Source organism: Blastococcus carthaginiensis (assembly GCF_030731085.1).
Lineage (GTDB): Bacteria > Actinomycetota > Actinomycetes > Mycobacteriales > Geodermatophilaceae > Blastococcus > Blastococcus carthaginiensis.
The window spans coordinates 1-16,922 of record NZ_JASNFN010000048.1 but is presented as its reverse complement, the minus strand read 5'-3'; the positions used below and the strand labels follow the sequence as shown (position 1 = coordinate 16,922).

Annotated in this window: 18 protein-coding genes and 1 rRNA gene; 12 read left to right on the top strand and 7 right to left on the bottom strand. The window is 75.8% G+C overall.

Features of this window, described 5'->3' with window-relative positions; genetic code table 11:
• Positions 1 to 379: 379 nt before the first annotated feature.
• Positions 380 to 1,588 (top strand): MBL fold metallo-hydrolase, encoded by a 1,209-nt coding sequence (locus QOZ88_RS22580; protein WP_306001927.1) that lies wholly within the window; start codon positions 380 to 382, stop codon positions 1,586 to 1,588.
• A 118-nt stretch (positions 1,589 to 1,706) separates the two neighbouring features.
• On the opposite strand, the gene QOZ88_RS22575 is transcribed toward QOZ88_RS22580, so the two are convergent.
• Positions 1,707 to 2,561: an Fpg/Nei family DNA glycosylase gene (locus QOZ88_RS22575; protein WP_306001926.1), complete on the bottom strand. Its 855-nt coding sequence runs from the start codon at positions 2,559 to 2,561 to the stop codon at positions 1,707 to 1,709.
• Between the two features lie 239 nt (positions 2,562 to 2,800).
• Here QOZ88_RS22575 and QOZ88_RS22570 point away from each other — a divergent pair, with 239 nt between their 5' ends.
• Complete coding sequence (locus tag QOZ88_RS22570) at positions 2,801 to 3,379, top strand: AMIN-like domain-containing (lipo)protein (RefSeq protein ID WP_306001925.1); 579 nt, start codon at positions 2,801 to 2,803, stop codon at positions 3,377 to 3,379.
• Positions 3,380 to 3,572: 193 nt separating this feature from the next.
• Here QOZ88_RS22570 and QOZ88_RS22565 read toward each other — a convergent pair whose 3' ends face one another.
• The 3 genes from QOZ88_RS22565 to QOZ88_RS22555 are packed head-to-tail and all read right to left on the bottom strand — an operon-like array spanning position 3,573 to position 6,785.
• Positions 3,573 to 4,691, bottom strand: a complete 1,119-nt coding sequence (locus QOZ88_RS22565) for a GerMN domain-containing protein (protein WP_306001924.1) — start codon at positions 4,689 to 4,691, stop codon at positions 3,573 to 3,575.
• Positions 4,688 to 6,061, bottom strand: coding sequence for a sensor histidine kinase (locus QOZ88_RS22560; protein ID WP_306001923.1), 1,374 nt, complete (start codon positions 6,059 to 6,061; stop codon positions 4,688 to 4,690). Before QOZ88_RS22560 ends, QOZ88_RS22565 begins: the two co-directional genes overlap by 4 nt.
• Before the next feature lie 7 nt (positions 6,062 to 6,068).
• Positions 6,069 to 6,785: a response regulator transcription factor gene (locus QOZ88_RS22555; protein WP_091933600.1), complete on the bottom strand. Its 717-nt coding sequence runs from the start codon at positions 6,783 to 6,785 to the stop codon at positions 6,069 to 6,071.
• A gap of 145 nt (positions 6,786 to 6,930) precedes the next feature.
• On the opposite strand from QOZ88_RS22555, the gene QOZ88_RS22550 reads away from it, so the two are divergent.
• Both QOZ88_RS22550 and QOZ88_RS22545 read left to right on the top strand, forming a co-directional pair.
• Positions 6,931 to 7,263 (top strand): STAS domain-containing protein, encoded by a 333-nt coding sequence (locus QOZ88_RS22550; protein WP_306001922.1) that lies wholly within the window; start codon positions 6,931 to 6,933, stop codon positions 7,261 to 7,263.
• 49 nt (positions 7,264 to 7,312) lie between these two features.
• Entirely contained in the window at positions 7,313 to 8,680 is a 1,368-nt protein-coding gene (locus QOZ88_RS22545; protein ID WP_306001921.1) for a cryptochrome/photolyase family protein, read from the top strand.
• 13 nt (positions 8,681 to 8,693) lie between these two features.
• Here QOZ88_RS22545 and QOZ88_RS22540 read toward each other — a convergent pair whose 3' ends face one another.
• A complete protein-coding gene (locus QOZ88_RS22540) occupies positions 8,694 to 9,482 on the bottom strand; it encodes a hypothetical protein (RefSeq protein WP_306001920.1) in 789 nt (262 codons plus the stop codon).
• On the bottom strand, positions 9,479 to 9,979 hold the full coding sequence (locus QOZ88_RS22535) for a DUF309 domain-containing protein (RefSeq protein WP_306001919.1): 501 nt from the start codon (positions 9,977 to 9,979) through the stop codon (positions 9,479 to 9,481). Before QOZ88_RS22535 ends, QOZ88_RS22540 begins: the two co-directional genes overlap by 4 nt.
• A 127-nt stretch (positions 9,980 to 10,106) precedes the next feature.
• On the opposite strand from QOZ88_RS22535, the gene QOZ88_RS22530 reads away from it, so the two are divergent.
• The 8 genes from QOZ88_RS22530 to QOZ88_RS22495 all read left to right on the top strand — a co-directional run bounded on the left by QOZ88_RS22530 (position 10,107) and on the right by QOZ88_RS22495 (position 16,276).
• Positions 10,107 to 10,928 (top strand): DUF4397 domain-containing protein, encoded by an 822-nt coding sequence (locus QOZ88_RS22530; protein ID WP_306001918.1) that lies wholly within the window; start codon positions 10,107 to 10,109, stop codon positions 10,926 to 10,928.
• A gap of 19 nt (positions 10,929 to 10,947) precedes the next feature.
• Entirely contained in the window at positions 10,948 to 11,619 is a 672-nt protein-coding gene (locus QOZ88_RS22525) for a class F sortase (protein WP_306001917.1), read from the top strand.
• A gap of 44 nt (positions 11,620 to 11,663) precedes the next feature.
• Positions 11,664 to 12,266 carry an RNA polymerase sigma factor gene (locus tag QOZ88_RS22520; protein ID WP_244524124.1) on the top strand — a complete coding sequence of 201 codons (603 nt, stop codon included), beginning with the start codon at positions 11,664 to 11,666 and terminating at the stop codon, positions 12,264 to 12,266.
• On the top strand, positions 12,247 to 13,011 hold the full coding sequence (locus QOZ88_RS22515; protein WP_306001916.1) for an anti-sigma factor: 765 nt from the start codon (positions 12,247 to 12,249) through the stop codon (positions 13,009 to 13,011). The genes QOZ88_RS22520 and QOZ88_RS22515 overlap by 20 nt, the downstream gene beginning before the upstream one ends.
• Positions 13,012 to 13,031: 20 nt before the next feature.
• The gene (gene egtE, locus QOZ88_RS22510) at positions 13,032 to 14,165 is read left to right on the top strand and encodes an ergothioneine biosynthesis PLP-dependent enzyme EgtE (protein WP_306001915.1); all 1,134 of its coding nucleotides are present in this window, start codon (positions 13,032 to 13,034) and stop codon (positions 14,163 to 14,165) included.
• Between the two features lie 136 nt (positions 14,166 to 14,301).
• The gene (locus QOZ88_RS22505; protein WP_306001914.1) at positions 14,302 to 14,664 is read left to right on the top strand and encodes a GntR family transcriptional regulator; all 363 of its coding nucleotides are present in this window, start codon (positions 14,302 to 14,304) and stop codon (positions 14,662 to 14,664) included.
• On the top strand, positions 14,661 to 15,578 hold the full coding sequence (locus QOZ88_RS22500) for an ABC transporter ATP-binding protein (RefSeq protein ID WP_306001913.1): 918 nt from the start codon (positions 14,661 to 14,663) through the stop codon (positions 15,576 to 15,578). The genes QOZ88_RS22505 and QOZ88_RS22500 overlap by 4 nt, the downstream gene beginning before the upstream one ends.
• A complete protein-coding gene (locus tag QOZ88_RS22495) occupies positions 15,575 to 16,276 on the top strand; it encodes a hypothetical protein (RefSeq protein ID WP_306001912.1) in 702 nt (233 codons plus the stop codon). Before QOZ88_RS22500 ends, QOZ88_RS22495 begins: the two co-directional genes overlap by 4 nt.
• A gap of 520 nt (positions 16,277 to 16,796) precedes the next feature.
• Here the strand turns inward: QOZ88_RS22495 and rrf are convergent.
• A 5S ribosomal RNA gene (gene rrf, locus QOZ88_RS22490) occupies positions 16,797 to 16,913 on the bottom strand.
• Positions 16,914 to 16,922: the final 9 nt, after the last annotated feature.

Sequence of the window (16,922 nt, the reverse complement as noted above, 5' to 3'; positions counted from 1 at the left end):
TGGGACGGCAGGCACGAGGCGTCCACAGTTCACGGAGCGTTAGCACCTTCGCGAGCGTGGCCCTCGTGCCTGCCCTTGCCGATCAGCCACGCCGAACGGCGCGACCTCACCTACTGGCGGGGGCTCTAAAGAGGGACTGTCGAAGAAGGACATCATCCGCTGCCTCAAGCGCATGATCGCCCGCGAGCTCTACTACGTCCTACGCCCCGCCCAGTCGGCCGAAAACATCGCCTCGGCCGCTTGACGATCCATAGGAGCATCCTGATCGTGCAGCGTCCTCCCTCAGCGCCCACGGTGAGGGAGGACGCTCCACGGTGAGGTCGGACAGACGTCGCCCGCCTCACAGCCGCCGTCCATCTCCGGCTGGGATGCTCGAACCGTGCCGTCCCGCATCGCTCGCCGCACCGCCCTCACCGCCGCCCTGCTCGCCGGCCCCGTGGGCTGGGTGGCCACCGCCGCCTGGGGCCTGCCGACCGCGCTCGGCGCGCACCGCCGCCGGCTGCGCCGCGTGGTCGCCGGGTCGCCGCAGTTCTCCGAGGGCAAGTTCCACAACCGGATGCCCACCCCCGCGCTCTCCCCTGCCAACACCCGTGACGGGCTGCTCCGGCAGTGGCACGAGGAGCGGTACGTCGGCCTGCCGGGCGCACCCATCCCGCTGGCCCACGCCGACCTCCCGGACGACGCCGCCGAGCTCGCCGTCACCTGGTTCGGCCACGCCAGCGCGCTGCTGGAGATCGACGGACGGCGTGTGCTGCTCGACCCGGTGTGGGGGCACCGCGTCTCGCCGTCGCCGATCATCGGTCCCACACGGCTGCACGAGCCCCCGATGGCGCTGGAGGAGCTGCCCCCGGTCGACGCGGTGCTCATCTCGCACGACCACTACGACCACCTCGACCTGCCCACGGTGCGCACCCTGCTGCGCACCCAGCGCGCACCCTGGGTGGTCCCCCTCGGCATCGGCGAGCACCTGCGCAAGTGGGGCGTGCCCGACGAGCGGATCGTCGAATTGGACTGGGACGGCGAGCACCGCCTCGGCGACCTGGTGCTCACCTGCACCGAGGCGCGCCACTTCTCCGGCCGGTACTTCCACCGCGACACCACCCTCTGGGCGTCCTGGGTGATCGCCGGCCCCCGGCACCGGGTGTTCTTCGGCGGCGACACCGGTTACACCCCGGCGTTCGCCGGCATCGGCGCCCGGCTGGGCCCCTTCGACCTCACCCTGCTGCCGATCGGCGCCTACAACGACGCCTGGCACGCCATCCACATGGACCCGGAGGAGGCGGTCCGCGCGCACGGCGACCTCGGCGGGCGCGTGCTGCTGCCGGTGCACTGGGCCACCTTCAACCTGGCGTTCCACCGCTGGGCCGAGCCGGTGCAGCGGTTGCTGGCCGCGGCGGGCGCCCGCGGTGTCGACGTCGTCGTCCCGCAGCCGGGCGAGCGGGTGGACGTCCTCTCCCCGCCACCCTCGCGCGACTGGTGGACCGCGGTGGGCTCGGCCGATGCCGCTGCGCACCCGGACGACGCCGGCGTCGGCAGCAGCGTCCTCGTCCGCGCGCTCACCCGCCTGGTCTCGTTGCTCCAGGGCTGAGCTTCCTCGGGCGGTGACGGCCGTCCTCCCTCACCGCGCGGCGTCCTCCTCCACCGCCCACCACGAGGGAGGACGTTCGATGATCAGGTCAGCTGATCATCGCCGGCACCGCGGCCGGTCAGCGCAGCAGCTTCGACATCCGCCGGTCGGCCAGCGGCTTGCCCCCGGTCTGGCAGGTGGGGCAGTACTGCAACGAGGTGTCCGCGAAGCTGACCTCGCGCACCGTGTCGCCGCAGACGGGGCACGGCAGCCCGGTGCGCGCGTGCACCTGCAGCCCCGACCGCTTCTCGCCCTTCATCGTGGCGGCCCGCTGGCCCACCTGGCGGCCCAGCGCATCGGTGAGGGTCGCGCGCACCGCGTCGAAGAGACGGACCAGTTCGTCGTCGGTCAGCTTGTCGGCCATCTTGAACGGCGAGAGCCGGGCGGCGTGCAGGATCTCGTCGGAGTAGGCGTTGCCGATGCCGGCGACCAGCGTCTGGTCGGTCAGCGCCCCCTTGAGCTGCCCCGACCGGCCGGCCATCAGCCGGGCGAAGGTCTCGCGGTCGACCTCCAGCGCATCCGGGCCGAGCCGCGCGATGCCGGGCACCTCCGCGGGCGACCGGACGACGTAGACGGCCAGCCCCTTGCGGGTGCCCTGCTCGGTGAGGTCGAACCCGTTGCCGTCGTCGAGGTGCACGCGCAGGGCCAGCGGGCCCTTGCCCGGCTTGGGCGGAGCCGGGGGCAGCTTCTCCCGCCAGTGCAGCCAGCCCGCCCGCGCGAGGTGGACGACGAGGTGCAGCCCGGAGACGTCGAGGTCGAGGAACTTGCCGTGCCGGGCGGCCCCGGTGATCTCCAGGCCGGCGAGCGCCGACAGGGGCGGGTCGAAGGTCTTGATCGCCTGGACGGCGGCGAGGTCGGCGCGCGCCAGCACGCGGCCGACGGCGTTCTCGCGCAGGAACGCCGCCAGCGCCTCCACCTCGGGCAACTCGGGCACCCGACCATGATCCACCGGATGCGGCCACGGCGCGGCCCCCGATCGGTGGACCCCGCCGCCCGGCCCCGCACCCGGCGGTGTGACGACGGCGGTCTTGCGGTGGTGCGACGACCGCATGACGCCCGCGACGACCTGGTGGAGACCCTGTTGCGGCGGCCTCCGGGGCCCTCGCGGGCGAGTAGACCTCCGTTCGGAGGCCCGCTCCGCAGGGGTGCGGGCCCCGACGGATGGAGACCATCGTGAGAAGGATCCGACTCGGTTCCCTGGCGGTCCTCGCCGGCGTGATCGCGCTGCTGGTCGGCCTGATCAGCCCGGCGTCGGCCGCGGGGTCGGCCACCGCGCCGTACTGCGGGCTGATGTGGGGCTCGCTGCCGGAAGGCAGCTCGGCGACCACCGCCGGCCTGACCGTCACCGACGTCCGCGCCGGCCGGCACGCCTGCTTCGACCGCCTGGTCGTCGACCTGCACGGTCCCGCGGCGGCGACCGGCTACTCGGTGCGCTACGTCGACGCGGTGCACCAGGAGGGCACGGGCGACGTCGTCCCGCTGGCGGGTGGCGCGGCGCTGCAGGTCGTCGTCCACTCCCCCGCCTACGACGGGTACGGGCGGGCCACCTACCTGCCGCCCAGCCGCAGCGAGGTCGTGGACGTCGACGGCTTCCGCACCCTCGAGCAGGTCGCGTGGGCCGGCTCCTACGAGGGCCGCACCACCCTGGGCGTCGGCACGCGGGCCCGGCTGCCGTTCCGCACCTTCACCCTGGTCGGCGCCCCTGGTGACGACGCGGTCCGCCTGGTGATCGACGTCGCCCACCGCTGGTGACCGGTCCCACCCCGCGGGGGCCTGCGCGCCGGGACCATCCCGGTGCGCAGGCCCCCGTTCCACGGACCGCGCCACCGCGGGGGTGATCCCGGCGTCGTGGGTCTCTGCCCCGTGAGGTGGGCAGAGACCGACTGCACGAGGCCCCAGGGACCGGGACGGCCGCGCATCCTCGGACCAGGTGCCGCCACGAGGCTCACCCCTGGTGGAGCACCTCGACCACGACCCGGTTCGGGCTCTGCAGCCGGTAGACGCGGAACGGGCGCTCGCCCGCGGTGCCGAGGAACGACACCATCTGCCCCTCGAAGATCGTGTCGAGCACGACCTCCTGCACGGCAGCACCGCCCGCGGTCACCGGGTCGGGCCCCGCGTACGGGGCGACCCCGGTGTCCCCCGGCAGCCCCACCCCGGTGAGCACGAGCTGGAGGACGGCGTCCCCGGCGACGTCCACCGGGAGCCCGCTCCCCGCCGACCGGGCTCCGGGCACGTAGCGGGCGTCCCACCCCGGCAGCCCCGCGCCGCCGACCTCGAACACCACCCGGTCGAAACCCTCATGGCGGCCGGCGCGGACGTCGGTCACCGTCACCGCGGCCCCGGGTGACGCCGCGGCCGTGTCGGGCCGGGTGTCGGCGACGAAGGGGGGCGGCACCGTGGGCACCGGTCGCGGCGCGGTCGTGCCGGGCGGCGGCACGGCGGTGGTGGGCACCGGCGAGGCGGCCGGCGGGGACTCCGGGGGCGGGCTGAGGAAGACGGCGTAGTCGGCCGGCAGCAAGGGCGCGTCCGTGAGCGCACCGGAGGGCAGCGGCGCCTCCACCGGCTCGCCGTCGCTGGTGAGCAGGACCGCCTCGACCCCCGGCAGGCTCGCCGCGGTGAGCACGAGCTGCGCCACGGCACGGCGGTTCGACGACAGCGGCGCCCCCCCGGAGAGGTCGATCGTCGCCGTGGCGCCGTCGATGGCGACCGTCAGCGCGACCCCGGACGGGAGGGCCGTGGACAGCCCCTGGGCCCGCTCCTCCTCGGTCGGACCGGCGGCCAGCGCGGTGAGCAGCTCCCCCAGCCGCTCCTCGGGGGACCCGGTGCCGCTGTCCCGGGCGCGGGGGACGAGCGCCCCGTCCGCGCCGACGAGGTAGGCCCAGCCCGCCTCGTCGGCGGGGACGGCGGACGGCGCGGCCGTCGGCGGGGAGGTCGGCGCGGCCAGCCCGTAGGGGACGTCGGCGGGCGCGATCGTCGAGGGGCCGTCCCCGGTGGGCACCCCGCACGCCGCCGTCACCGCGAGCACGGCGCCCAGCGCGCCCGCGCGCCGGAGCCGGTTCACGTCCGCGCCGCCGGCAGCGAGAGGACGAAACGCGCTCCGCCCTGCGGGCTCGGGGCGCACCACGCCGCGCCCCCGTGCTGCGCGGTCGTCTCGGCCACGATGGCCAGCCCCAGCCCCGCCCCGGGCACCGAGCGGCGCGCCGAACCGGGGGCCCGGGCGAAGCGCTCGAAGATGCGTTCCCGGTCCAGCGAGGCCACGCCGGGGCCGGCGTCGTCCACGGTCACGACCACCGAGCCGTCGCAGCGCTCGACCCCCACGCGCTCGGCCCCTCCGGCGTAGCGGTCGGCGTTGTCCAGCAGGTTGCGCACGGCCCGCTCCAGCCGCGACTTGTCCCCGAGCACGGTGGTCTCCGGCTCGGGACCCGCCGCCAGCAGGCCGAGCGGGCGGCCGGTCCGCTCGAGCACCTCCCGCACCAGCGCCGTCATGGACACCGGGACGGCGTCGGGGGCGTGGCCCGCGCCGTCGAACCAGGCGAGCTCCAGCAGGTCGTCCAGGGTCACCCGCAGGCGGGACACCTCGCCCTCCACCAGGTCCAGGGCCTGCTGCGCCCGCGGGGGGAGCTCCTGGCGCCGCGTGGCCAGCACCTCGACGCTCGTGGTGAGGCTGGTCAGCGGGCTGCGGAGCTCGTGGCTGACGTCGCCGACGAACCGGGCGTCCCGCGAGATCCGGGCGGCGAGGGCGTCGACCATGCTGTTGAAGGCCGCCACGATGCCCACCAGGTCGGGGTCGTCGGTCGGCGGGAGGCGGGTGGAGAGCTCACCCCCCGCGATGCGGGTCGCGGCGCCGGCGACCTGCTCCAGCGGGAGCACGGCGCGCCGGCTGGCCCACGCCCCGAACCCGGCGCCGGCCAGCGTCGCCGCGACCGCCCCGGCGCCGAGCACGAGCCCCAGCGTGCGCAGCAGCGCCTCCAGGTCGCCGAGCGGCGCCACCTCGTAGAACTCGACGCCCGCGCTCACGACCGGGACGGCGACGACCAGCCGCGGCCCGTCGGCGGTGTCGATCCGCAGCGCTCCCGCCGCTCCGCCGGCCACCACCTCCTGGAGGGCGGCCGGCACGTCGCGCCCGCCGACCTCCAGGCTGGAGGAGTACCACTCGTCCCCGCTGCGGACGACGACCTCCGCGTCGCCGAACGGGACGAGCTCGCCCAGCACGCCCCCGACGTCGGCCCCGGCGGCGGACAGCCGGTTGCGCAGCACCTCGGCGTCGGCGAACGCCTGCTGGGTGAGCGCCTGCTCGCGCTGCTCCACGACGAAGCTGCGGGCCAGCAGCCAGGTCGTCGTCACCAGCACCGCCGACACCAGCAGCGTGCTGGCCGCGAACCCCAGCACGATGCGCCCCCGCAGCCCCCGTCGCCCCGGGGCCCGCCTCACCAGCGGCTCACTGCAGGTCCAGCCGGTAGCCCAGCCCGCGCACGGTGACCACCAGGCGCGGGTTGCCCGGGTCGCGCTCGACCTTGGTCCGCAGCCGCCGCACGTGCACGTCGACGATCCGCTCGTCCCCGAAGAACCCGTGCTCCCACACCCGCTCGAGCAGCGCCTGGCGGCTGAAGACCCGGCCCGGCGCGGCGGCCAGCTCGCACAGCACCCGGTACTCGGTGAGCGTGAGCGGCACCAGCTGGTCCCCCCGGTAGACGGTGCCGCTGGCCTCCCGCAGGACCAGCGGCGCCCGGGGGTCGTGGTCGAGCACGACGCCCGGCCGGGTGGCCGCGGCCGGGGCGCCCGCCGGCACCACGGCGGTCCGGCGTCGCAGGGCGCGCAGCCGCGCGGTGATCTCCTTGATCTGGAAGGGCTTGGTCACGTAGTCGTCGGCGCCCGCCTCCAGAGCCTCGACGATGTCCTGCGTGTCCGCGCGGGCGCTGACCACGACGACGGGCAGATCGTGGGCCCGCCGCACCTCGCGGATCACGGTGAAGCCGTCCACCGACCCGAGCATCAGGTCGACGATCATCATGTCCGGCGCGGCGATGCCCACCATGCGGACGGCGTCCTCGCCGGAGGCGGCCTCCGCGACGTCGTACCCCTCGTCCTCCAGCGCCCAGCGCAGCGCCGTCCGGATGGAGTCGTCGTCCTCCACGATCATGATCCGCAGCGACACGCGCACATGCTGCCACCGGGAGACCGCGGCCCAGCCCCCGCCGGCCACCGTCATCCGATCGCAATGCAGTGACACGGGAGATCGCAAACTGCGGTCGCGAGGCTGCTGACAGACCGAGCGGACCCCGACCGCGGAGGAGACCACCGTGCACCCTGCCGACCGCGACCCCGGTACCGACGGCTCGGGCGAGGTCGTCCTGCGGCTGACGGAGGAGATGCTCGCCGACGGGGTCGCCGACATCCGGTGGCTGCTGCACGACGCGCTGCTCACGGGCGCGCGCCGGGTGGTGGTCGACGTGCGGGAGGTGGAGCACCTGTCCAGCCCGGCCGCGGCCAGCCTCCTCTCGGCGCACCGGGCGTGCCGGGCCCGCGGCGGCAGCGTCGTCGTCCGCGGGGCCAACCGGCGGACGCTCGACCTGCTCCGCCGCACCGGCCTGTGGCGGGTGCTGGGGATGGAGGACCTGGGCCGCTCCGCCTGACGCCGCACTCGGCGGGCGGGTGACGGCGATCGTTCCTACGCTCGGCCGGGTGCCCACCGCGCTGCTCTGGTTCCGGCGGGACCTGCGCCTGCACGACCACCCCGCGCTGCTCGCCGCCCGCGACGCGGCCGGCCCGGACGGCGACGTCGTGCCCGTGTTCGTGTTCGACGACCGCCTCTACGGCCCCTCCGGTGGACCCCGCCGCCGCTTCCTGCTCGACTGCCTGGCCGCCCTGGACGACGACCTCGGTGGCGCGCTGGTCCTGCGCCGCGGCGACCCCGCGCGGGTGCTGCCGGCGCTGGCCGGCGAGGTGGGCGCCACGTCGGTGCACGTCAGCGCCGACGCCGGGCCGTACGGCCGCCGCCGGGACGAGGCGGTCGAACGGGCGCTGGGCGAGGTGCCGTTCGAGCGCACCGGTTCGCCGTACGCGGTGACGCCCGGCCGGGTCACCACGCGCGACGGGACGCCGTTCCAGGTCTTCTCCCCCTTCGCCCGGGCCTGGCGGGAGCACGGCTGGCGTGCACCGGCGTCGTCCCCCGGCGGCGTCCGCTGGCGCAGCGGCGTCCGGTCCGACGAGCAGCCCCCGGCACCGGACCTCGACGGCGTCGCCCTGCCCCCGGCCGGGGAGGCCGCCGCGCTGGCCGCCTGGGAACGGTTCCGCGACGAGCGGCTGCTCGGCTACGCCGACGGGCGCAACGCCCCGGGCAGCGACGGGACCAGCCGGATGTCGGCCTACCTGAAGTACGGCTGCATCCACCCCCGCACGCTGCTGGCCGACCTCGCGACGGCCGGGCAGGCGGAGTCCGTGCGCCGCTACACCGACGAGCTGGCTTGGCGGGACTTCTACGCCGACGTCCTCTGGCACCGGCCGGGGTCGGCCCGGGAGTACCTCAAGCCGGAGCTGCAGGCGATGGGCTACGACGACGGCCCGCACGCTCGAGCGCTGGTGCGCGCCTGGGAGACCGGCCGCACCGGGTTCCCGATCGTCGACGCCGGCATGCGCCAGCTGCTCGGCGAGGCGTACGTGCACAACCGGGTGCGGATGATCGTCGCCTCCTTCCTGGTCAAGGACCTGCACCAGGAGTGGACGCTGGGCGCGCGGTGGTTCATGCGGCACCTCGTCGACGGCGACCTGGCCAGCAACAACCACGGCTGGCAGTGGGTGGCGGGCACCGGCACCGACGCCTCGCCCTACTACCGCGTCTTCAACCCGGTCACCCAGGGCAGGAAGTTCGATCCCGACGGCGCCTACGTGAAGCGGTGGGTGCCGGAGCTGCGCGACGTCGACCCCCGCTACGTGCACGAGCCCTGGACGGCGCCCGGCGGCGTCCCCGCGGGGTACCCGGCGCCGGTCCTCGACCACGCGCACGAGCGACAGGTGGCGCTGGACCGCTACGCCCGCGTCCGCGGCCGCTGACCTCCCGGCCGGGTCACCCGACGAGCAGGGTCACCGGGTCGCGCCGGACGACGGTGCGGACGACGAGCGCGACCGCGACGGCCCCGGCGGCGGCGAGCGCGGTGACGACGACCGGGGCCGGGCCGCCGGCCACGGCCACGGCCAGCACGCCCCACACCACCGCGGCGGTGAACGGCCCGGCGGCGGCGCGGGCGGACAGCACCAGGGCCGACGCGATCAGCGCGACCGCGATCAGCGCGACGACCGCCCAGACCTGCGCGGTGGTGCCGGACGCCGGTGCCCCGAGCGCGACCCCCGCCTGGCCTGCGTTGACCGCCGCGGCGACGGTCACCCAGCCCAGCAGCAGGCCCGCGACCGCGGCCGGCAGCACCCGGCCCAGCCCCTCGACCGGGAGTTCCTGCAGCCGCGCCCAGGCCACCGCGGTGGCCGCCACGATGCAGAACAGCAGCACGAGCGGGACCAGCGGCACGGAGACGCCGATCAGCGGGAAGGCGATCTCCCACGCCGCGTTGCCGGCGAACGCCGCGGCCAGCGGCCACCCGGTGCCGCGGTGCAGCGCGCGACCGCGCTGCGCCGGCAGCGCCTGGTACACCGCCCACGCCAGCGATCCGGCGAAGATCACGCCCCAGACCGTGAAGGCGTAACCGGCCGGGGTGATCAGCGAGCCGGTCTCGTCGCTGACCGCGCCGACGCTGCGCCCGGCGAGGGCGCTGCCCAGCGGGCTGCCGACGATCTGCGCGAGGGCGGCGGCGAGGACCGCCGCGGCCCGGATCCCGTCGCGCCGTGCTCCGTTCGTCGTCATCCTCCCGGTGTGCCCGGGGTGCGCACCGCCGAACCGGTCAACCGGGGAGCGGCGGCGGCCGGGTCGGCGCCCGCGCCCGGGGCCGCGGCCAGGCCCCTCCCCCACGCCACCAGGCCGTCGACGTCGACCCCGTGGGGCGGTGCCGCCGCGTAGCCGGCGATGCTCTCCGCGCCCCGCTCCAGCAGCGTCCGCGCGCCCCGGTCGTTGCCCCGGGCAGCGTGGGTCAGACCGACGGCGAGCTGGGCCAGCCCCCGCCACAGCGCCCGCTCCTCCTCGGGCGCGGTCTTCCAGGCGTCCTCCAGCACCTCGTGGGCGTGGAACGGCCGGCCGGCATCCAGGAGCCGCTGTGCCTCGACGAGCGCCACCGCCGGCGGCCGCACGAGGCCTTCGGGGGCGCGGTCCTCACCGATGGCTTCCCGCGGCAGCGGCCGCCCGAGGGCATCCCGCGGGCGGGCGTTGCGGGCGCGCCCCTCGGCGTCGCGGTCGCGGTCTGCCACAGCGGCATCCTCCCCCGCCCCGGCCGCCGCGTGCCCGTCGGGCGGACCGTTCCCTCCCACACGCATCCACGGGCCGGGGTGCGCCGGAAGGAGGGGTGTCAGCACCTCCCGACAAGAGGAACTCGCCATGAGCACCGCCCGCACGATCGGCCGCACCGCCGGAGCCCTCGGCGTGGCCGGTGGCCTCGTCCTGGTCGCCACCCCGGCCCTGGCCGACAACCACACCGCCACCGTCTCGGTCCTGCACGCCGTCCCGGACCTCCCCGTCGACGTCTACGCCAACGGCGAGCGGCTGATCGACGACTTCCAGCCGGGCACGCTCACCGACCCGCTGCAGCTGCCCGCCGGCTCCTACGACCTGGCGCTGTTCCCGGCCGACGCGCCGGATGGCTCGGGCGACCCGCTGCTGTCGGCGATGGACGTCTCCGTCCCCGCCGGCGCCGACGCCACCGTGGTCGCCCACCTGACCGAGGGCGGCGAGCCCGCGCTCACCCCGTTCGTCAACGAGACCGGCGGCATCCCCGCCGGCCAGGCACGCGTCACCGTGCGCCACGTGGCGGCCGCGCCCGCCGTCGACGTGCGGGCGGGTGGGCAGGTGGTCGTCGACGGGCTGACCAACCCGAACGGGGAGTCGCTCACCGTCCCGGCCGGCACGGTCAGCGCCGACGTCGTGCTCGCGGGCACCGACACCGTCGCCATCGGCCCGGCCGACCTGACGCTGACCGAGGGCACCTCGACGATCGTCTACGCGTGGGGCTCGGAGGACGCCGGCTACGAGCTCGCCGCCCAGGACATCTCCGGCCAGCACTCGGCGCCGGCCGGCGTCCCCGGTGGCAGCGCCGGCCTGGCCGACGACTCCGGTCTCCCGCTGCCGGTGGGGGCCGCTGCCGTCGCCGGTGTGGCCCTGGCCGCCGCCGGCGCGTTCCGGCTGGCCCGCTCCTCGCGCTGATCCGCCGCACCCCGAGGAGATGACCGTGCGATTCGCCGCCGCCGGCGCCGTGCTGGGCCTGGCCCTCGCCGTCGGTGCGCCGACCGCCTGGGTCCTGTCCCGGCCGGATGCGGCGGCGGGTCCGCCGGTCGACCAGGTGCTGGAGCGCCCCGCCGCGCCCGCCACCGCACCACCGGCGTCCGAGCTGCCGTCGGTGAGCGTGCGGGACGCGGCACCGACCGTGGACCCGGCGGTCGCCCCGCCCGTGCGCATCGAGGTGCCGGGCCTCGGCGTGACGGCGCCCGTCGACCCGGTCGGCATCGCCGACGACGGCCAGATGGCCCTGCCCGAGGACGTCGACCGGGTGGGCTGGTACCGCTTCGGCCCGCAGCCCGGCGCGGCCGGGAACTCCGTGATCGCCGGCCACGTGGACGACCGCGAGCAGGGTCCCGGCGCGCTCTTCCCCCTGCGGACGGCCGAACCGGGCGAGGAGATCGCCGTCACCGACGCCGCCGGGGAGCCCACCCGCTGGCGGATCGTGTCCCGCGAGGTGATCGAGAAGGACGTCCTCCCGCTGGACGAGATCTTCCGCCGCGAAGGCCCGCCCCGGCTGGTGGTGCTCACCTGCGGCGGCCCGTTCCTCCCCGAGTTCCGCAGCTACCGCGACAACGTCGTCGTGGTGGCCGAGCCGGTCCCCGGCACCACGCCGTGACCGGGCTGCTGGACCGGGCCGCGCGGCTGGGTAGCGTCGGCACCGTGAACTCCGAGCCCGTTCCGGCGCCGTCCGGCGCCGCGGAGCCGGACGACGCCGAGGTGGGCCGCCGGTTCGCCGCCGGCGACGAGCAGGCGCTGGCCCTGGCCTACGAGCGGTGGGCGGGGCAGCTGCACGGCATGGCGGTGCGTGCCTTCGGTCCCGGTCCCGACGCCGAGGACGTCACCCAGCAGACCTTCATCTCCGCCTGGACCGGCCGCGCCCGCTACCGCCCCGAGCAGGGCCCGCTACCCGCCTGGCTGGTCGGCGTCTGCCGCCACAAGATCGCCGATGCCTGGGCCCGGCGCGACCGGATGCGCCGCGAGGCCGAGGCCGCCGTCTCCGAGGCGCAGGCCACACCGGCCGGCGGGACGACGCCCCCCGTGGACAGCGTTGTGACCGACCGGATGCTCGTGCTCGAGGAGCTGGAACGTCTCGGCCAGCCGCAGCGCGGGATCATCGAGCTCGCCTTCTTCGCCGACCTCACCCACGCCCAGATCTCCGAGCGCACCGGGATCCCGCTGGGCACGGTGAAATCCCACATCCGCCGCACTCTCGAACGCCTGAGGACACGATTGGAGGTGGACGGTGCCGCACTGCCAGCCTGAGCAGCTCGCCCTCGCCGCGCTGCACGAGCCGCTCCCGGCCGACGACGCCGCCCACCTCGGCTCCTGCGCCGAGTGCCGGACGGAGGTCGCGGGCCTCCAGCGCGCCGTCGACGCCGTCGCCGTCCCCGAGTTCGCCGAGCCCGGGCCGCCCGTGGCGCCGCCCGCCTCGGTGTGGGCGGGCATCGCGGCGGCCACCGGGGTGCAGACGGCGCCGGGGGCCCACGCGCACGCCGCCCCGGCCGCGGAGGCGCCCTCAGCGCCCGTGGGCGCGACTGCGCCGGTGGGCGCCGGCGGCCAGGTGCTCCCCCTCCGCCGCAGCCGCCGGCCGGTCCTGCTGATCGCCGCCGCCGCGGTCACCGGCGCCGTCGTGGGTGCCGGCGCCGTGGCGCTGGTACAGGGCGACGAGGCCCTCGAGCCGCTCACGACCGTGGCCCTCGAGCCGCTCGACGGCGAGCCGGCCTCGGGGCGGGCGGAGGTCGTCGTCCGCGCGGACGGCTCCCGCGCGCTGGAGGTCGACCTGGACGCACCGGCGGTCGAGGACGCCTACTACGAGGTCTGGCTGATCGAGCCGGGGATCGTGGAGATGGTGCCGCTCGGCGTCCTGCGCCCGGGGACCCAGACCTTGGAGCTGCCGACCGGGCTCGACCTGGCGGCGTACCCGATCGTCGACGTCTCGGTCGAGCCGCTGGACGGCGACCCGGCGCACTCGGGGGTCTCCGTGGCCCGGGGCCAGCTGGAGAGCTGAGCGACGCCTACCGTGCACGGGTGACCGCCGCACGACCGTCCCCGCTGCCGCAGGAGGAGCTGGGCGCCGCCTGGCGCAAGGCCCGGCCACGGCCGGCGGGCCGGCACATGGACAGCGCCGCGTGCAGCCGACAGAGCCACCGCGTGCTGGAGGCGACCTCGCACCACGCGCGGCACGAGGCCGAGCTGGGCGGATACGTCGCCGAGGCGACCGCCGACGACCTGCTGCAGCAGGGGCGCTCGGTCCTCGGTGGGCTGGCCGGCATGGCCGCTGCCGACGTCGCCTTCGTCGAGTCGGCCCAGGCCGCGCTTGTCGCCCTGCTGAGCGGCTGGCGGCTGCCGGCCGGCTCGCGGGTGGCCTGCCTGCCCGGGGAGTTCGCACCGAACGTGGCGCAGTTGCGCGCTGCGGGCCTGCGGCCGGAGCCGCTGCCGGTCGACGGGCTGGGACGGGCCGACCTCGACGGCGTGGAGCGGCTGCTGGCCACCGACCCGCCGCGGGTGGTGCACCTGACGCACGTCGCCAGCCACCGGGGGCTGGTGCAGCCGGGGCGCGAGGTCGCAGCGCTGTGCCGCGCGGCCGGCGTCCCGCTGGTGCTCGACGCCGCGCAGTCACTCGGGCACGTGGACGTCGACCTCGGCGCCGACGTCGTCTACGGCACCTCGCGCAAGTGGCTGGCCGGGCCGCGCGGCGTGGGGGTGCTGATCGCCCGCCCGCACGTCGCCGCGCACCTGGTGCCGGTGCTCCCCGAACCGGAGGGCGTGCCGCCGATGCGGGCGTTCGAGTCGGGGGAGGCCCACGTGGCCGGCCGGGTCGGTCTCGTGGTCGCCGTCGGTGAGCACCTGGCCGCCGGCCCCGACCGCGTCCGCGCCCGGCTGGCCGGGTTGGGCCGGCTCACCCGGGAGCTCCTGGACGGTGTCGCCGGCTGGCGGGTCGTGGAGCCGCTGGACGAACCGACCGCGACCACCACGCTGCGCCCACCGGACGGCGTCGACGTCGTCGCCACGCGCGCCCGCCTGCTGACCGATCACGGGATCGTGCTCAGCGCGTTCGGGCCGGAGCGGGCCCCCGGGGAGATGACCGGGCCGGTGCTCCGGGTCTCGCCGCACCTGGACGCCACGGCGGAGGACCTGGAGGCGCTCGCCGCGGCGCTCTGACGCCGGCGGTCCCCGCACCGTCCGTGGCTCCGACGAGGGCACCGGGCTCTTGTGCACCACGGCGCCGTGGTCCTATGGTTCACTACGTGAGTAGCGTACCCCGGAACCTCGCCGGTGCGCCGGCCGACTCCTGCCCGTGAACGACGACGGCGGGCCGATCTTCCGGCAGGTCGCCGATCTGATCGAGAACGCGATCGTCGACGGCTCCCTCGCCGAGGAGAGCCAGGCGCCCTCGTCGAACGAGCTGGCCGCCTTCCACCGCATCAACCCCGCCACCGCCGCCAAGGGCCTCAACCAGCTGGTGGCCGACGGGGTCCTCCACAAGAGACGAGGAGTCGGGATGTTCGTCGCCACGGGCGCCCGCGAACAGCTGCTCAAGCGCCGGCGGAGCGAGTTCGCCGACCAGTACCTCCGCCCCCTGATGACCGAGGCGCGGAAGCTCGGCATCCCCGCCGCCGAGCTCACCGACATGATCGACAACTGGGAGAGCCCGCGATGACCGCAGCGGCCACCGTCTCCGACGTCACGATGAGGTTCTCCGAGCACACCGCGCTCGCCGGGGTCTCGACCTCGATCGAGCAGGACGCCATCACCGGGCTGCTGGGCCGCAACGGCGCCGGCAAGACCACCCTCATGCAGCTGCTCACCGGCCACCGCGTGCCGAGCAGCGGCCGGGTGGAGGTCTTCGGCGCCCGACCGTACGAGAACGACGACGTGCTGCGGCGCACCTGCTTCATCAAGGAGGGCCAGCGCTACCCCGACCACTTCCGGGTGCGCGACGCCCTGCACGGTGCCTCGCTGCTGTTCCCGGGGTGGGACGCCGACCTGGCCCAGGCCCTACTGACCGACTTCGAGCTCCCCGCCGGGCGGCCGATCAAGAAGCTGTCGCGAGGCATGAACTCGGCGGTCGGCATCATCATCGGCCTGGCGTCGCGGGCGCCGTTCACCCTCTTCGACGAGCCCTACGCCGGCCTGGACGTCGTGGCGCGGCACCAGTTCTACGGCCGCCTGCTCGCCGACTACGCGGAGCACCCGCGGACCATCCTCATCTCGACGCACCTCATCGAGGAGATCGCCGATCTGCTCGAACGGGTGCTGCTGATCGACCGCGGCCGGTTGCTGCTGGACACCGACGCCGAGTCGGTGCGCGGCAGCGCCGTCACCGTCCGGGGCCCCGAGGAGCGCATCCAGGCCTTCGCCGCCGGGCACGACCTGCTGCACCTGGACACCCTCGCCGGCACCGGCCGCGCCGTCGTCCGGCTCCGCAGCGGGGGCGACGACCCGGACACCTGCGGGCTCATGGCCGAACCCACGAACCTGCAGGAGCTCGTCGTCGCGATGAGCCTCGCACCGCCGGCGACCGGCGGCGCCCGCCACTCGTCCACCGACGCCCTCCAGGAGGTCCCGCGATGAACCGCATCCTCGCCGCGGCCCGGCTGCACCTCATCCACCCGCTCGTCATCTTCGGCGTGCCCTGGCTGGTCGGCGGCATCGCCTTCGCCATCAACTGGGCGCTCTGGGCGACCGCGGGCCTGGACGGGGCCTCGGACGGCGACGCCTTCACCGGGGGCGTCTCCTCGCTCTACATCACGGTCGCCGTCGCCTTCGTCCAGGCCGTCACCCAGCTGCTCCCATATGCCATGGGCATCAGCGTCAGCCGCCGCACCTTCTACCTGGCCACCGCGCTGGTGGCCGTCGCGCAGGCGCTCGTCTTCGGCATCGCGCTGGCTGTCCTCACCGCGCTGGAGGAGGCGACGGGTGGCTGGGGGGCGGGGCTCGAGTTCTGGGCGCCGGCAGCGATGAACGTCGACAGCTTCGCCCTGCAGGTACTGCTCTCGGGAGCGCCGATGCTCGCGCTCATGTTCATCGGGATCGGCATGGGGGTGCTCTACAAGCGCTGGGGCCAGCTCGCCGTGTGGGGGCTGATCCTGGGCACGCTGGTCGTCGTCGGCGGCCTCGCCGTCCTGCTGACGGCGTTCGAGGCCTGGGCATCCCTCGGCCGCTGGTTCGGCGACCAGTCGATCACCACGCTCGCGGCCGGCCTGCCACTGCTGCTCACCGTCGCGGTCGCCGGCCTCTCGTGGCTCGGACTGCGCCGCGTCGTCCCCTGACCGGCGTCCCGCACCCGGATCCCCCTTCCGCCACGTGACGGAAAGGGGATCCGGGTGCGTGTGCGCACGCCCCCGGTCGCCGGTGCGCGTACGTTGCGGCCGCGGCCGACGTGGGGCCACGACGAGGGAACTGCGCCGGCGCTGAGCGCGGCCCGGGCACCAACTCCTCCGCTGCTGGCCGGGCGTGTGCCTGCCGGTGCGAGGTGCTTGCGTGCGCGCGGCCGGGGCGTGCGCCTGCCGGTGCGAGGTGCTTGTGTGCGCGCGGCCGGGGGGGCGCCGCTCGAGAGAGGCGAGGGCAGCGTCCCGGACCGACGAGAGCGCCGCTCCCGTTCCGGCGCAAGGCGCTGTTCCGGTCCCGGTGCAGGGCGCCATTCCGGTCACGATTCAGGGCACCGCTCCGGCTGCGTCGGGTGCCGTTCCACGAGCGTTGAGCGGCGCTGTCCCGGGAGCGGTGAGGAGTGCGTTCTCCGGGGACGACGAAGGGCCCCAGCCTGGTGGCTGGGGCCCTTCGTGAATGGTTGTCCGGCGGCGTCCTACTCTCCCACCCCGTCTCCAGGGCAGTACCATCGGCGCTGAGAGGCTTAGCTTCCGGGTTCGGAATGTTGCCGGGCGTTTCCCTCTCGCCATGGCCGCCGTAACTCTGTGA

What these genes read in the sequence shown, in the direction of transcription:
- QOZ88_RS22540 (WP_306001920.1), bottom strand. Translation starts at nt 9,482, where the DNA reads ATGACGACGAACGGAGCACGGCGCGACGGGATCCGGGCCGCGGCGGTC.
- QOZ88_RS22530 (WP_306001918.1), top strand. Translation starts at nt 10,107, where the DNA reads ATGAGCACCGCCCGCACGATCGGCCGCACCGCCGGAGCCCTCGGCGTG.
- QOZ88_RS22525 (WP_306001917.1), top strand. Translation starts at nt 10,948, where the DNA reads ATGACCGTGCGATTCGCCGCCGCCGGCGCCGTGCTGGGCCTGGCCCTC.
- QOZ88_RS22500 (WP_306001913.1), top strand. Translation starts at nt 14,661, where the DNA reads ATGACCGCAGCGGCCACCGTCTCCGACGTCACGATGAGGTTCTCCGAG.
- QOZ88_RS22495 (WP_306001912.1), top strand. Translation starts at nt 15,575, where the DNA reads ATGAACCGCATCCTCGCCGCGGCCCGGCTGCACCTCATCCACCCGCTC.